Origin of the sequence: Actinospineispora eucalypti (assembly GCF_039543365.1) — a bacterium.
Classification (GTDB): Bacteria; Actinomycetota; Actinomycetes; order Mycobacteriales; family Pseudonocardiaceae; genus Pseudonocardia; species Pseudonocardia eucalypti.
Map to the genome: position 1 here is coordinate 21,534 of NZ_BAABJP010000036.1, position 14,097 is coordinate 35,630.

Sequence of the window (14,097 nt, forward strand, 5' to 3'; positions counted from 1 at the left end):
CGGTTAGGGACGAGGGAAACGAGCGAGGAAGTCGTCGGCGATCTCGTTGAACGTCGACCAGCGCACGCCCTCGTGCGCGTTGATGTGCTCGATCAGCCGCTCGATCATGAGCAGGTTCTGCGGCCGGCCGGAGACGTCCGGGTGCAGGGTGAAGGTGAAGGCCGCGTAGTCCAGTTCCCGGTAGACCCAGTCGAACTGGTCCCGCCACATCTCCTCCAGCGCCCGGGGGCTGACGAAGCCGTGGCTGTTGGCGCTGGCCTTGATGAACATCATCGGCGGCAGGTCGTCCAGATACCAGTTGGCCGGGATCTCCACCAGGCCGGTCTCCTCGCCCCGGACCAGCGGCTTCATCCAGTCCTCGGCCCGGCCGGAGTAGTCGATCTTCGTCCAGCTGTCCCCCACCCGCACGTAGTACGGGGTGAAGTCGTTGTGCATCAGCGAGTGGTCGTACTTGATGCCCCGCTCCAGCAGCAGCTCGTTGGTGATCGGGGAGAACTCCCACCAGGGCGCCACGTAGCCGGTCGGCCGGGTGCCGCTGACCTTCTCGATCAGCTCGATGCTCCGGTCCAGCACCGCGCTCTCCTGCTCGCGGGTCATCGCGATGGGGTTCTCGTGCGAGTAGCCGTGCACGCCGACCTCGTGCCCGGCCTCCACCACCGCCCGGGTCTGGTCCGGGAACGTCTCCACCGAGTGGCCCGGGATGAACCAGGTGGTACGCAGGTCGGCCCGTTCGAACAGCTTCAGTAGCCGGGGCACCCCGACCTCGCCGGCGAACATCCCCCGGGAGATGTCGCACGGCGAGTCCTCCCCGCCGTAGGAACCCAGCCAGCCGGCGACCGCGTCGACGTCTACGCCGAACGCGACCCTGATCTCCTTGGCCATGTCAGTCCGTCCTTTCCTCTGAGGTTTCCCCGACCCGGCGGGCCAGTTCCTCGGCGACCTTCTCGGGCTTGCGGTACGCGGCGAGCAGCGCGGTGAGCAGGATGTGCGCCTGGGAGGCGGGCAGCGTCCCGGTGGGCCGGGCGCCGGCGGCGATCAGGTCCGCCCCGCCGCCCCGGCCGTAGACGCCGACCACCGGCCCGGCGTGTACCCGGGTGCTCAGCGCGACGACCACGCCGGCCCCGGTCAGCCGGGCCACCGAGGCGGCGATCTCCGGCGTCGCGTTGCCCATGCCGGTGCCGACCAGCACGATCCCTTCCGCTCCCGCCTCGGCCGCCGCATCCAGGGCGGCCGGGTTCGCCCCCGGGTAGTGCGCCACCATGTCCACCTTGGTCGCCGCCACGTCCAGCGCGGCCGCTGGCAGCGCCGGGTTCCGGACCGGGCGGGCCACCAGGGCCACCCGCCCCTCCCGGACCCAGCCCAGCGCGCCGCTCTCCGGCGCGCCGAACGCGTCCAGCGCGACGGTGTGCGTCTTGCGGGTGCCGGCGGCGGCGAACACCTGCCCGGCGAAAACGATCAGTGCGCCCTGGTCCCGCGCGCCGGGGTGCGCCGCCACCGCCACCGCGTCGGCCAGGTTGCGCGGGCCGTCCGCGTCGGGCGCGTCGGCCGGCCGCTGCGCGCCGGTGAACACCACCGGGCGGGGATCGGCGTGGGTGAGGTCGGCCAGGTAGGAGGTCTCCTCCATGGTGTCGGTGCCGTGGGTGACCACCACGCCGTGCACCTCGGGGTCGGCCAGCGCCAGGTGCACCTGGCGCACCACGCCGGCCATGTCCGCCGGGGTGAGCAGGTAGCTGCCGCGCAGCCCGACGTCGCGCCCCTCCGCCTCCACGCCGGCCGGCAACGGCGCGCGCTCGAGCAGCGCCCCCACCGGGTCACTGGCCACCGCCACGCCGTGCTCGTCGCGGCGGGACGCGATGGTCCCGCCGGTTGACAACACAACTAGCTTCCGCACACGCACCCTCTGGTTCTGCTCGAACGCTTACCCGAACGATTGCGGCAATCGATTGGGTATCGTGCCTCGGACACCCGTTCCTGTCAACGAAACGGTTGTTACGCTGCGATACCAGTGGTCAGAGTGAGCAAAGGGAGCAGAGCCCCGGTGGAAATCGACAACCCCGCGCCGCCGATTGCCGGGCAGTCACCGGTCACCCTGCGCACACTGGCGGACCGGCTGGGGCTGCACGTCTCGACCGTCTCGCGGGTGCTGCACGCCCCGCCGGACGAACAGCTGCGGGCCGCGTCCAAGGCCACCGTGCAGCGGATCCGCGCGCTCGCCGACGAGCTGGGCTACCGGCCGAACCCGCACGCCACCAGCCTGCGCACCCGGCGGAGCAACCTGGTCGGGGTACTGGTCCCCCGGCTCTCCGACATCGTGCTGGCCACCATCTACGAGGGCATCGAGGAGTCCGCCGCCGAGCACGGGCTGTCCACCTTCGTGACCAACACCCGGGACGTCCCGGACGTGCAGCGGGCGCGCACCGAGATGGTGCTAGACCGCCGGGTGGACGGGATGATCTTCGGCGACGCCTACGTGGACGGCGCCTTCCTGGACCGGGTGGCGGCGCGGAACGTGCCGTTCGTGCTGGTCAGCCGGCGGGCAGGGGCGCACGTGTCGGTCACCTGCGACGACTACGCGGGCGGCCGGCTGGCCGCCGAGCACCTGCTCTCGCTGGGCCACCGTTCGGTGGCGGTGATCGCCGGCGAGCCGTACGCCAGCACCGGCATCGACCGCACCGCCGGCTTCGTGGACACCTTCGCCGAGGCCGGCATCGAGGTGCCGACCGGGCGCATCCGGCACTCCAGGTTCGACGCCCGGGGCGGCCGGGTGGCGGCGGACGACCTGCTCAGCACCGAGCTGGGCGGGGACCGGCCGATCACCGCCCTGTTCGCGGTGAACGACTTCGCCGCCATCGGCGTGCTCGGGGCCGCCCGGGACCGGGGCCTGGCGGTCGGCTCCGACCTGTCCGTGGTCGGCTTCAACGACACCCCGCTGGCCGCCGAGCTGCCCATCCCGCTGACCACGGTGCGCTCCCCCATGCGCCAGATGGGCCGGCGCGGCCTCGAGCTGCTGGTCCGGCGGATGCAGGGCGAGCCGGTGGAGTCCGAACGGCTGGCGCCGGCGCTGATGGTGCGCGCGACCACCGGCGGCGCCCCGGGCCGGAAACCAGGCAACGGCGGCCCCAAGGCGCCCGCGCGCTAGCGCGCTAGCCGGGCCGACCGCCGATGCCGCGCACGGTGCGGCCTGTACGACTTCACCTCGGCGGCGGCTCGGCGGCGGTGCCCGGAAACCACGGCGGTGCCGGGAAGACGGCCGCACCGGGCAGACCACAGCACTTGGGCAGACCATGGCGCCGGCGAGACGGCGGCGCCGGTTTAAGGATCGGCCTGGACGGCGCGGTTGGGCGGTCTGCCGCCGCTTGGGTGTGGCCCGTTGCGTTCCCCATGACCACGCACGGTGACGACTGCTGGGGAGGGGGTGATCGCCGTTGGTGGCGGTTTAGCGTCGAATATCGAGGCTAAACCACCAGAGACGACGATCACCCTCCACTACCCGCCAACGTGCGACCACCGAGGCCCGCCGCTCGACCCACAGCCAACAACGCTCCGTGACCAAACCCCGAAACCCGAACCCCAAACGCAACGGGCCGCACCCACGCGGCGGCAGACCGCCCAAACCGCGCCGTCCAGGCCGATCTTTAAACCGGACCCACGCCTGAACGAACGATCGACATCAGCGGTCGCCCCGGATCACCCGGCGGAGCTTGGGTACGCGGTCGGCCAGCGCTCGTTCGGCGCCGTGGTTGGTCGGTTCGTAGTAGTCGCGGCCGACCAGCTCGTCCGGCGGGTACTGCTGCTCCAGCACGCCCTCCGGGACGTTGTGGGGGTAGCGGTAGCCCAGCGCGTTGCCCAGTTTGGCGGCGCCGGCGTAGTGCCCGTCCCGCAGGTGCGGCGGGACCGCCTGCACGCCACCGGCCCGCACGTCCGCCATCGCCGCATCGATCGCGCTGATCACCGCGTTCGACTTGGGCGCGGTGGCCAGGTGCACGGTGGCCTGGGCCAGCGCCAGCCGGGCCTCCGGCAGGCCGACCAGCTGCGCGACCTGCGCGGCGGCCACCGCCACCGGCAGCGCGGTCGGGTCGGCCATGCCGACGTCCTCGCTGGCGTGCACCATCAGCCGGCGCGCGATGAACCGGGGGTCCTCGCCGGCCACGATCATCCGGGCCAGGTAGTGCAGCGCGGCGTCCACGTCGGAGCCCCGGATGGACTTGATGAACGCGCTGATCACGTCGTAGTGCTGGTCACCGGCCCGGTCGTAGCGGACCGAGGCCTCCTCCACCACGGTCCGCACGATCTCGGCGTCGATCTCCGCGTTGCCGAGCGCCAGCGCCGCGTCGGCGGCCGCCTCCAGCACGGTGAGCACCCGGCGGGCGTCGCCGGCGGCCAGCCGGAGCAGCTGTTCGCGCGCCTCGGGGGCCATGGTGAAGCGGCCGTCCAGGCCGCGCGGGTCGGCCAGCGCGCGGTCCACCAGCACGCCGATGTCGTCGTCGGTGAGCGACTGCAGCTGCAGCACCAGCGAACGGGACAGCAGCGGGCTGACCACCGAGAACGACGGGTTCTCCGTGGTCGCGCCGACCAGCAGCACCAGCCGGTCCTCCACGGCGCCGAGCAGCGCGTCCTGCTGCGTCTTGGAGAACCGGTGCACCTCGTCGATGAAAAGAACGGTGGTCTGCCCGGTGCGGTCCAGCCGCCGCCGCGCGTCGTCGATCACCGCGCGCAGCTCCTTCACCCCGGAGGAGAGCGCGGAAAGCGCCACGAACCGCCGCTCGCCGTGCTGGGACATCAACCGGGCGATGGTGGTCTTGCCGGTGCCCGGCGGGCCGTAGAGCAGCACCGAAGCCGGCGCGGCGCCCTCGACCAGCCGCCGCAGCGGTGCCCCCGGGGCCAGCAGGTGCGCCTGCCCGACCACCTCGTCCAGCGTGCGCGGCCGCATCCGCACCGCCAACGGCGCCGTGGCCGCCAACCCACCCACCGCCGCCGGCGCCTCCGGCTCCTCCAGCTCAAACAGCCCGTCACTCACCCGCCAGACGCTACGCGCCCGGCCGCCCCGCCCCGCTCGCGGTTAAGGTCCTTGGCGTGCGCGAGATACTGGAAGTGCTGGCCCGGGATGGGCAGGCGACCGCCGAGCGGATCGCCACCATGACCGGCATCCCGGAGGAGACGGTGCGGGAGCGCATCGCCGCCTGGGAGGACGCCGGAGTCATCCGCCGGTACAAGGCAGTGGTCGACTGGGACAAGTACAACAGCTCCAACCCGGATGACCTGCCGGAGACGATCACCGCGTTCATCGACGTCTCCATCGCGCCGGCCCGGGGCGTCGGCTTCGACGACGTGGCGGAGCGGATCTCCCGGTTCCCCGAGGTGCGCTCGGTGTACCTGGTCTCCGGCGGGCACGACCTGCGCTGCACCATCACCGGCACCAGCCTGCGCGAGGTGAGCGAGTTCGTCTCGCAGAAGCTGTCCACCATCGACCGGGTGCACTCCACGGCCACGCACTTCGTGCTCAAGGTCTACAAGCGGGACGGCGACGCGTTCCACGAGCCGGAGCCCGACCACCGGCTGCCGGTCATGCCGTGAAACCGCTCAACAGCGTCATCTCCGCCTGCCCTCCTTCCGGGATCCGGCGGTTCTTCGACATCGCCGCACAGCGGGCCGACGTCATCTCGCTGGGCGTCGGCGAGCCGGACTTCGTGACGCCGTGGCGGGTCCGGGAGGCCGGCATCTACGCGCTGGAGCACGGCGCGACCACGTACACCTCCAACGCCGGGCTGCCCCGGCTGCGCGAGCTGATCTGCACCGAGCTGGACACCCGGTACGGCGCGCGCTTCGACCACGAGACCGAGTGCGTGATCACCGCCGGGGTGTCCGAGGGGCTGGACCTGACGCTGCGGGTGCTGCTCGAACCGGGCGAGGAGGTGATCGTCCCCGAGCCCTGCTACGTGGCCTACCAGCCGTGCGTGTCGTTCGCCGGGGGCACGCCGGTGCCGGTGGCCACCCACGCCGAGGACGGCTTCCGGCTGCGCGTCGAGGACCTGGAAGCCGCCGTCACCGAGCGCACCAAGGCCATCCTGATCGGCTCGCCGGCCAACCCGACCGGCGCGGTGCAGACCAGGGAAGACCTTACTGCCCTGGTCGCCCTGGCCGAGCGGCGCGACCTCTACCTGATCTCCGACGAGATCTACGACCGGCTGACCTACACCGGCACGCACACCTGCCTGTCCTCGCTGCCCGGGGCGCGGGAGCGGACCGTGCTGCTCGGCGGCTTCTCCAAGGCGCACGCAATGACCGGCTGGCGGGTGGGCTACCTGTGCGCGCCCCGGCCGATCGCCGAGCTGTGCCTGCGCATGCACCAGTACACGATGCTGTGCGCGCCGCACGTGTCCCAGCTGGCGGCGGTGGAGGCGTTCGCGGCCGACGACGACGTGGCCGAGATGGTGGCCGACTACGACCGCCGGCGCCGCGTGTTCGTCAAGGGCCTGCGGGAGATCGGCCTGGACTGTCCCGAGCCCGGCGGCGCGTTCTACGCGTTCCCGAGCATCCGGTCCAGCGGCCTGGACTCCGAGACCTTCGCCGAGCGCCTGCTGCACTCTCACGGCGTCGCGGTGGTTCCAGGTAATGTATTCGGTGCACCTGGTGAGGGGCACGTGCGCTGCTCCTACGCGACCGCGCTACCACTGCTCGAGGAGGCTCTGGAGCGGATGGCCCGGTTTTTACGCGACTGTTAACTACATACCGATTCGTCCGAACAGGTAGTGACTCACCGCGCGAGACCATAGAGTGGGTCAGAAGATTCACGAGTCAACGGCCGAGAGACCGGACTGCAGGGGGCAATCAGTGGCGTATCCCGACGCCGCTTGGAACCGACCGGAGCCAGCCGAGAAGGGCTACTGGCAACGGATCGGCGCGGCGCTACCCATGCGCACCGCGCTGCTCGCCGTGGCCTCGGTGTGGATCCTGGGCTGTGTCTGGTCCTTCCAGGAACAGAGCGACTTCGCCGCATCCAAGGGATTCATCTTCCCGCACCTGTTGCCCCTGGTGATCGACGGTTTCGCGGTGTCCATGGCCGGCGTGGCCTGGGCCGCCTCACTGGACGCCAGGCCGGCGATCCCGGCCCGGCTGGCCACCCTGGTCGCGGTGGCCACGTCGTCGGCGAGCAACGGCATCTGGGCCTACCTGCGGGCCAACCACGACATGGTCACCGTGGCCATCGGTGTCGCCGTGCCGGTCGCGGCCAACCTGGCGTTCGAGGTTCTGCTGGCCGAGCTCCGCCGCCAGGTGCAGCGCCGCCGGGGCCTGCCGCCGCCGGTCGCGGTGCCCTACCCCCGGATGATCCGGCTGGTGCTCTCCCCGTTCCGCACCTTCTTCGAGTGGCGCCGGCTGGTGCTGGAGCTCACCGCGATGGACCTCCAGGTGAGCCGGGCCGAGTACGAGGAGCGCCGGCCCATCCCGGTCACCGCCGCCGCCTCCGTCGAACCGGTGGAGCGGGACGCGCCGAAGCAGGTGGAGACCACCGCCCCGGACATCCCGGCGATCGCCGGCCCGGCCAGGGCGCCGGACACCGAACGTCCCCAGCCGGCGCGGCCCGCCGCCCCGGCACCGATGCCGCCGAGGACGCCCGCCAGCCGGCCGGCCCAGTCCCAGCCAGCCCAGTCCCGGCCGGTCCAGACCCAGCCGGCCCAGACCCGGCCGGTCCCGACCCAGCCGGCCCGGCCCGCGCCCGCCGCGGCCGCTTCGACCACCCCGGCCTCGGTGGACGGCCACTCCCTGGAGCGCACACCGACCCCGGCCATGCGCCCCACCACCCCGGCCAGCGTGGTCGCCCGCCCCGGGCCGGCCGTCGCCACCAACGGCAACGGAGCCCCGAGCCGTCCCGGCATCCCCGTGCGGACCACCATGAACGGCAACGGCAACGGGCCCCACGAGCCGACGGACCCCGAAGAGGCCCACTCCGACCAGCGGGTGGAACAGCTGGCTCGCATCCTGGCCGAGAAGCCCGAGCTGGAGGACGACCTGACCGGCGAGAAGGTGGTCCAGCTGCTGGGCATCGACGTCGCGCCGCGCACCGGCCGCCGCCTGCTCGGCCAGGCCCGTGAGCTGGCCGAGCAGCGCGCCAGGGCCCGGGCCAAGGCCGACGGGCTGGACCCCGAGCTGAGCGTTATAGGCGGGCGTTAGAGCGTGGCCTGCCGGCGGGCGGCGCGCCGCTGCCACCAGTCCCGCCACGCGATGGAGATGGCGTAGGGCACCAGGTCACTGCTCCGGCGCCACAGCCAGGGCAGACCCTTCAGTAGCAGCCACAGCAGGTGGTGCGCCACGGTGATCTCCCGCCCGCCGGCGGGCGCCATGCTCACCGGGTTGGGCACCGCGAAACCGGCGTCCTCGAGCAGCTGGGCAAACCCTTTCGCCAGCATCCGGTGACCCACCTCGGACGGGTGCAGCCGGTCGACCGCCCAGGCCGCCCGCTGGTATCCGCCGGGCAGGGTGTGCAGGTCGAGGCAGCCGATGCCATGCTTGGCGATCACGCCGTCGATCACCGTGTTCAGCTCGCCGATGCGCTCGCACAGCGCGCGGCGCAGCGGGCCGGGCAGCCAGAACACCTGGCTGTGGTCGTGGAAGCGCACGGTGAGCACGGTGGCGCCGACCGCCCGCAGCGCGGACGCGATGGCGTCGTAGTCGGCGGCCAGCACGTCCGCGTCGAAGTCCGAGCGGAGCGTGTCGTTCATGCCGACGACCAGAACCGCCACATCCGGCCGCATGCGCAGCGCGGAGGCGAGCTGCCGCCGGCGCACGCAGGCCACCCGGGCACCGGGGAAGGCGGGGTTGGCGTAGCGCACCGTCCCCCGCTCGCCCAGGGCATCCAGCAACAACGGGCCGAAGCCACGCCACCCGCCGCCGGACTGGGGGTCACCGATGCCCACCGGCGTGGAGTCACCGAGCACGACCAGGGTCCCGACGGCGCGCGCCGGCTCGCCGGAGGACCCGCCCGGCAGCGGTGTGATGATCTCAGCGGTCACGTTTGCACACGATCACAAGCCCGAACTCACCTGGGGTGAGAACGGGGTGACGCGTCGTGAACCGCTTGCCGAACGATCGGTGCGCCGTCTACCTGCTACGGAACGCCGGGAACAGCGGCAGCTCCCGCTCCTGTTCGCCCAGCCTCGGGCCCAGGGCGGCGACCATCTGGTCGGCCAGCTCGACGGTGGCCGCTCGGTCACCGGCGGCGGCGTCCAGGCCGAGCCGGCGCCAGTAGTGCGCCAGTGCCAGCAGCGCCCGGGGCGAACGGTCCCGGTCCGGCCCGGTCCGCCCGTCCTCGGCGAGCGCCCTCGGCAACAGCTCCCGGGTGCAGAACCACACCCAGAGCAGCTGCGCGTCCAGCATGCGGGTGGCGGCCAGCACCGGGTCGTCCAGCTCCGGCCACACCGCGACCACCTCGGCGCACCAGGCGGCGAGCATCGCGCCGGCCAGCCCGCTGGGCAGCGCGAAGCTGCTCTCACAGGCCGGGAAGGGCACCCGGGTGTACGCCGCGTCCAGCATGACGTCCCGGAAGCAGCCCCACTCGAAGTCCACGAACCGGACGCCCTTGGGGGTCACCAGGTTGTTGTCCGGGCAGCTGTCGGAGGGGCTGAACGCCCGGTAACGGGTGCCGCCGAGCAGCCGGGAGGTGGCCCGGGCGTCCTCGGCGGCGGCGTCGCTCACCCGCACGCCCAGGTGGGCCTCGACCAGCGCCGGAACCTCGGCCAGCGCGCTGCGCGCGTCGTCGGCCATCGGGTCCCGCCAGGACCGCTCGCCGAGGCGGCGCAGCAGCGCCCCGAAGTCCCGCTCCCGCCCGGCGGTGGCCGCGTGCAGCCGGCCCAGCGCCTGTGCCCAGTTGATCAGGCCCTGCTCCGCGCCCACCGGGTCGCTGCCGAACAGCTTGTCCGCCAGGGTGGACGCCCGGCCCAGATCCTCCAGCACCAGCAGCCGGCGCTCCGGGTCGTGCGCGATCAGCTCCGCGCTCGGCCGGCTGGCGCCGGACATGGCGGTGAACAGCTGGCAGCTCGCCGCCTCACGGCGGAACCGGTCCACCCGGCCGAGCGCCGCCCCGTCCGGGTAGTGCTTGATCACCAGGCTGCGCGGCAGGCCGAACGGGTTGGCCGCCACCCGCGCGCGCACCACCACGGAGCGGCCGCCGCCGACCAGGGTCTCGGGGTCGGCCAGGGTGACCGTGGCTCCCTGCCGGCGGGTGAGCAGTCGCTCGGCGATGCCGAGCACCTCACCCGCGACGGCCGGGACAGCGGGGTAAGCGGCCGACCTCGGCGCGGGGGGCGGCCTCGGCACCGGGGCGGCGCCGGTTTTCGGACGCGTCATCGCCGCCGACCCTACCCGCCGGAACCCCGCTTCCGCACTGCTCGATCGCTTCGGGCGGACGGCGAGAACCACAGCACCAGCGCCGCCGCGACCACCACGCCGGCCAGGTTCACCAGCAGCTGCACCGCCGAGGCCAGCGCCCGGTCCCAGCGGCCCTCCAGCGCCGCGACCGCGACGAACGCGGCGGCCGGCACGGTGGTCACCGAGATGAACACGCCGACCAGCGCTCCGGACTTGGCCGAGGTCAGCGACAGCATCCCGGCCGCCCCGGCGAGCAGGGCGATGATCAGCGAGAACGGGCCGACCTTGTAGATGAAGTCCACCTGGGCCAGGTTGTCCAGGGTGGTCCGCTGGAGCAGGCCGGTGGCGTGGAACAGCGCACCCACCACCCCCGTGATCACCATGGCCACCGGGAAGGACACGGCGAGCGCCAGCCCGGCGCGCCGGCACAGGTCACCCCGGCGCAGCACCAGCCCGACGGCCAGCGCGGCCAGCGGCCCGAACTCCGGACCGAGCACCATCGCGCCGACCACGGTGACCGGCGAGTCGGTGATCGCACCGATCGCGGCGAGCAGGCAGGCGATGGTGAGGAAGGCCAGGAAGGAGATCGACAGCCGCGACTCCTCACCGGACCTGGCCACCAGGTCGTCCCAGATCACCGCGTCGGCCGGGTCGCCGGGCACCGCCGCCTCGGCCCGGTCGGCCGCGTCGGAGAGCACCGTGTCCAGGGTCTCCAGGGTGATCACGCCGAGCTGGTCCAGCCGCAGCTCGACCAGCTCGGCCAGCACCCCGTCGGCGCACTCCCGGGTGAGCACCGCCTCGACGACGTCCCCTGGCGGCGCGACGGCCGCCCCGGGGAGCACGGTCAGGTGCGCGGAGCCGGGTTCGGCGGCCAGCAATCCGCGCACCCGGTCCGTGAGCTCGGGCGGGCTCAGCACCCGCAGGTGCAGCACCTGGGTCTACTCGGCCGGCTTGGCCGGGGCCGGCGGGGCGGGTTTGGCGTCCACCCCGGCCTCCTTGCGCTGGTCGGCGGTGATCGGCGAGGGGGCGCCGGTGAGCGGGTCGTAGCCGCCGCCGGACTTGGGGAACGCGATCACGTCCCGCAGCGAGTCGGCGTGCGCGAGCAGCATGCAGATGCGGTCCCAGCCGAACGCGATGCCGCCGTGCGGTGGCGGCCCGTAGGCGAACGCGTCCAGCAGGAAGCCGAACTTCTGCCGCTGCTCGGCCTCGTCCATGCCGAGCACCCGGAAAACCCGCTCCTGCACGTCGGAGCGGTGGATACGGATGGACCCGCCACCGATCTCGTTGCCGTTGCAGACGATGTCGTAGGCGTGGGCCAGTGCCTCGCCCGGGGACTCCTCGAACCGGTCCACCCAGTCCTCGTTGGGCGAGGTGAACGGGTGGTGCACGGCCGTCCAGCCGATCTCGTTGCCCTTGTCGTCGTACACTCGCTCGAACACCGGGGCGTCCACCACCCAGACGAAGGACCAGGCGTTCTCGTCCACCAGGCCGCACCGGCGGGCGATCTCGTCGCGGGCCGCGCCGAGCAACGCGCGGGCGTCGCCGGCCAGGCCGGCGGCGAAGAAGATGCAGTCCCCCGGGCCGGCGCCGACCGCCTTGGCCAGCCCGTCCCGCTCGGTCTCGGACAGGTTCTTCACCACCGGGCCGCGCTCGTCCACCGAGCCGTCCTCGCCGATCAGCACGTAGGCCAGCCCGCGCGCGCCGCGCTGCTTGGCCCACTCCTGCCAGGCGTCCAGCTGCCGGCGGGCCTGGGACGCCCCGCCGGGCATCACCACGGCGCCCACGTACGGGTTCTGGAACACCCGGAACGAGGTCTCGGCGAAGTACTCGGTGAGGTCGGTCAGCTCCACCGCGTAGCGCAGGTCGGGCTTGTCCGAGCCGTAGCGGGCCATCGCGTCGGCGTAGGTCATGCGCGGGATCGGGCGGGGGACCTGGTGGTCGGCCAGCTCGGCCCAGAGCGCGGCGACCACGGCCTCGCCCAGCTCGATGACGTCGTCCTCGGTGACGAAGCTGGCCTCGATGTCCAGCTGGGTGAACTCGGGCTGCCGGTCGGCGCGGAAGTCCTCGTCCCGGTAGCAGCGGGCGATCTGGTAGTACCGCTCCAGGCCGGCCACCATGAGCAGCTGCTTGAACAGCTGCGGGCTCTGCGGTAGTGCGTACCAGGAGCCGGGCCGCAGGCGGGCCGGCACCAGGAAGTCCCGCGCGCCCTCCGGGGTGGACTGGGTCAGCGTCGGCGTCTCGACCTCGATGAAGTCGCGCTCGTCCAGCACCCGGCGGGCGATCCGGTTGGCGTTGCCGCGCAGCCTCAGCGCGGCCGCCGGGCCGGCGCGGCGCAGGTCCAGGTAGCGGTGCTTGAGCCGGACCTCCTCGCCCACGTCGCTGTGCTCGTCCAGCGGGAACGGCAGCGGAGCGGACTCGGAGAGCACGGTCAGCTCGGTGACGGTGACCTCGATGGCGCCGGTCGGCAGCTCCGGGTTCTCGTTGCCCTCCGGCCGGATCGCCACCTCGCCGGTGATCTTGACGCAGAACTCGGCGCGCAGCCGGTGCGCGCGCTCGGCCATCTCGCCCTCGCGGAACACCGCCTGCGCGACGCCCGAGGCGTCCCGGAGATCGATGAAGATCACCCCGCCGTGATCGCGGCGGCGGGCGACCCAGCCGGCCAGGATTACGGTGTCACCAGCGTGTTCGGCGCGCAGCGCGCCGGCGGAGTGGGAACGAATCACGGGTGCTGAGGTTAGCCGCCCACCCCCGGCCCCCCACCACCAGGTTTCTCACCGCCAGGTTTCTCGCCGCGCAGGTGGCCGATCACCGGGGCGAACGCGTCCTGGTACGGCTGGTGCACGGTGACGTGCGAGAACCCGTAGCGCTCCCGGTGGCCCCGCAGCTGCGCGGCGATCTCCGGCACGGTGCCGACCAGCACGTAGGGCGTCTCCAGCAGCTCGTCCCGGGTCATGGTGCCCTCCAGCCGGTCCAGCAGCCCGGCGGCGGCCGCCACGCGGTCCTCGGTGACCACCACCGCCTGGACCAGCAGGTGCCACTCCACGTCCCGGCCGCCCAGCCGCTGCCGGGTGAACTCCACCCGCTCCGCCGCCTCGGCGGCGGTGGCCAGCCGGAACGTGCCGGGCGGGCGGCCCTTGCGCTGGAGCACCCCGGCCACCCCGACGATGTCCGCGTGCTCGGCGGCCAGCGCCAGCATCCGGTCCCCCGTGCCGCCGAGGAACAACGGCGGGCCGGCGCCGTCGAAGCCCACCCGCTGCACCGGCTTGGGCGCGGTGACGCCCTCGGGCAGCTGCTCGAAGTCGGTGGTGAAGTAGCGGCGCAGCTCCTCGATCAGCCCGCCCAGCCGCTGCGTGCGCTCGCGCAGCGGCCGCCATTCGATGCCGGCCTCGTCGAACTCCCACTTCATGTGGCCGGCCCCGAGGCCGAGGTCCAGCCGTCCCCCGGTGAGCAGGTCGGTGGTGGCGATCTCCCGGGCCAGCAGGGCCGGGTTCCAGAACTCCCCGTTCAGCACCGCGGTGCCCACCCGGAGCCGCTCGGTGGCCGCCGCCACCGCGACCAGCGTGGGAAACGGGGCGGGTATGCCCAGGTGGTCGGCGGCGAACAGGGCGTCGTAGCCCAGCTCCTCGACGCGGCGGCAGCGCGCCAGGAACGCCGGCCCGGATTCGAAGCCGAACACGTTGGTGGAGAAGCGGAACTCGCGCATGCCCCCACCCTGCCCTGCCCCGGGCCGACCCG

The 14,097-nt window shown here is 73.0% G+C and carries 12 protein-coding genes; 4 read left to right on the top strand and 8 right to left on the bottom strand.

Features of this window, described 5'->3' with window-relative positions; translation table 11 throughout:
- Positions 1-3 precede the first annotated feature (3 nt).
- A complete protein-coding gene (locus tag ABEB12_RS28395; RefSeq protein ID WP_185060561.1) occupies positions 4-882 on the bottom strand; it encodes a polysaccharide deacetylase family protein in 879 nt (292 codons plus the stop codon).
- A 1-nt stretch (position 883) separates the two neighbouring features.
- Positions 884-1,873: an asparaginase domain-containing protein gene (locus tag ABEB12_RS28400; RefSeq protein WP_185060560.1), complete on the bottom strand. Its 990-nt coding sequence runs from the start codon at positions 1,871-1,873 to the stop codon at positions 884-886.
- Positions 1,874-2,038: 165 nt separating this feature from the next.
- On the opposite strand from ABEB12_RS28400, the gene ABEB12_RS28405 reads away from it, so the two are divergent.
- Positions 2,039-3,139 carry a LacI family DNA-binding transcriptional regulator gene (locus ABEB12_RS28405; RefSeq protein WP_345703212.1) on the top strand — a complete coding sequence of 367 codons (1,101 nt, stop codon included), beginning with the start codon at positions 2,039-2,041 and terminating at the stop codon, positions 3,137-3,139.
- A 531-nt stretch (positions 3,140-3,670) separates the two neighbouring features.
- Here ABEB12_RS28405 and ABEB12_RS28410 read toward each other — a convergent pair.
- Positions 3,671-5,005 carry a replication-associated recombination protein A gene (locus ABEB12_RS28410; protein ID WP_345703236.1) on the bottom strand — a complete coding sequence of 445 codons (1,335 nt, stop codon included), beginning with the start codon at positions 5,003-5,005 and terminating at the stop codon, positions 3,671-3,673.
- 68 nt (positions 5,006-5,073) lie between these two features.
- Here ABEB12_RS28410 and ABEB12_RS28415 point away from each other — a divergent pair, with 68 nt between their 5' ends.
- The 3 genes from ABEB12_RS28415 (at position 5,074) to ABEB12_RS28425 (ending at position 8,169) form a co-directional block, all read left to right on the top strand.
- Positions 5,074-5,574, top strand: coding sequence for an Lrp/AsnC ligand binding domain-containing protein (locus ABEB12_RS28415; protein WP_185060559.1), 501 nt, complete (start codon positions 5,074-5,076; stop codon positions 5,572-5,574).
- On the top strand, positions 5,571-6,722 hold the full coding sequence (locus ABEB12_RS28420; RefSeq protein ID WP_185060558.1) for an aminotransferase class I/II-fold pyridoxal phosphate-dependent enzyme: 1,152 nt from the start codon (positions 5,571-5,573) through the stop codon (positions 6,720-6,722). The genes ABEB12_RS28415 and ABEB12_RS28420 overlap by 4 nt, the downstream gene beginning before the upstream one ends.
- 109 nt (positions 6,723-6,831) lie before the next feature.
- Positions 6,832-8,169 carry a DUF2637 domain-containing protein gene (locus ABEB12_RS28425; protein ID WP_185060557.1) on the top strand — a complete coding sequence of 446 codons (1,338 nt, stop codon included), beginning with the start codon at positions 6,832-6,834 and terminating at the stop codon, positions 8,167-8,169.
- On the opposite strand, the gene ABEB12_RS28430 is transcribed toward ABEB12_RS28425, so the two are convergent.
- From ABEB12_RS28430 to ABEB12_RS28450, 5 genes are all read right to left on the bottom strand, one after another.
- Positions 8,166-9,008, bottom strand: a complete 843-nt coding sequence (locus ABEB12_RS28430; protein ID WP_345703213.1) for an SGNH/GDSL hydrolase family protein — start codon at positions 9,006-9,008, stop codon at positions 8,166-8,168. The two genes, ABEB12_RS28425 and ABEB12_RS28430, sit on opposite strands and share 4 nt — an antisense overlap.
- Positions 9,009-9,096: 88 nt before the next feature.
- Positions 9,097-10,341 (bottom strand): hypothetical protein, encoded by a 1,245-nt coding sequence (locus ABEB12_RS28435; RefSeq protein WP_221497669.1) that lies wholly within the window; start codon positions 10,339-10,341, stop codon positions 9,097-9,099.
- Positions 10,342-10,352: 11 nt separating this feature from the next.
- On the bottom strand, positions 10,353-11,294 hold the full coding sequence (locus tag ABEB12_RS28440; RefSeq protein WP_185060556.1) for a DUF389 domain-containing protein: 942 nt from the start codon (positions 11,292-11,294) through the stop codon (positions 10,353-10,355).
- A gap of 6 nt (positions 11,295-11,300) precedes the next feature.
- A complete protein-coding gene (gene aspS, locus ABEB12_RS28445; protein ID WP_185060555.1) occupies positions 11,301-13,085 on the bottom strand; it encodes an aspartate--tRNA ligase in 1,785 nt (594 codons plus the stop codon).
- Between the two features lie 11 nt (positions 13,086-13,096).
- Complete coding sequence (locus ABEB12_RS28450; RefSeq protein WP_185060554.1) at positions 13,097-14,065, bottom strand: TIGR03621 family F420-dependent LLM class oxidoreductase; 969 nt, start codon at positions 14,063-14,065, stop codon at positions 13,097-13,099.
- Positions 14,066-14,097 lie beyond the last annotated feature (32 nt).

What these genes read in the sequence shown, in the direction of transcription:
- ABEB12_RS28395 (WP_185060561.1), bottom strand. Translation starts at nt 882, where the DNA reads ATGGCCAAGGAGATCAGGGTCGCGTTCGGCGTAGACGTCGACGCGGTC.
- ABEB12_RS28435 (WP_221497669.1), bottom strand. Translation starts at nt 10,341, where the DNA reads ATGACGCGTCCGAAAACCGGCGCCGCCCCGGTGCCGAGGCCGCCCCCC.
- ABEB12_RS28450 (WP_185060554.1), bottom strand. Translation starts at nt 14,065, where the DNA reads ATGCGCGAGTTCCGCTTCTCCACCAACGTGTTCGGCTTCGAATCCGGG.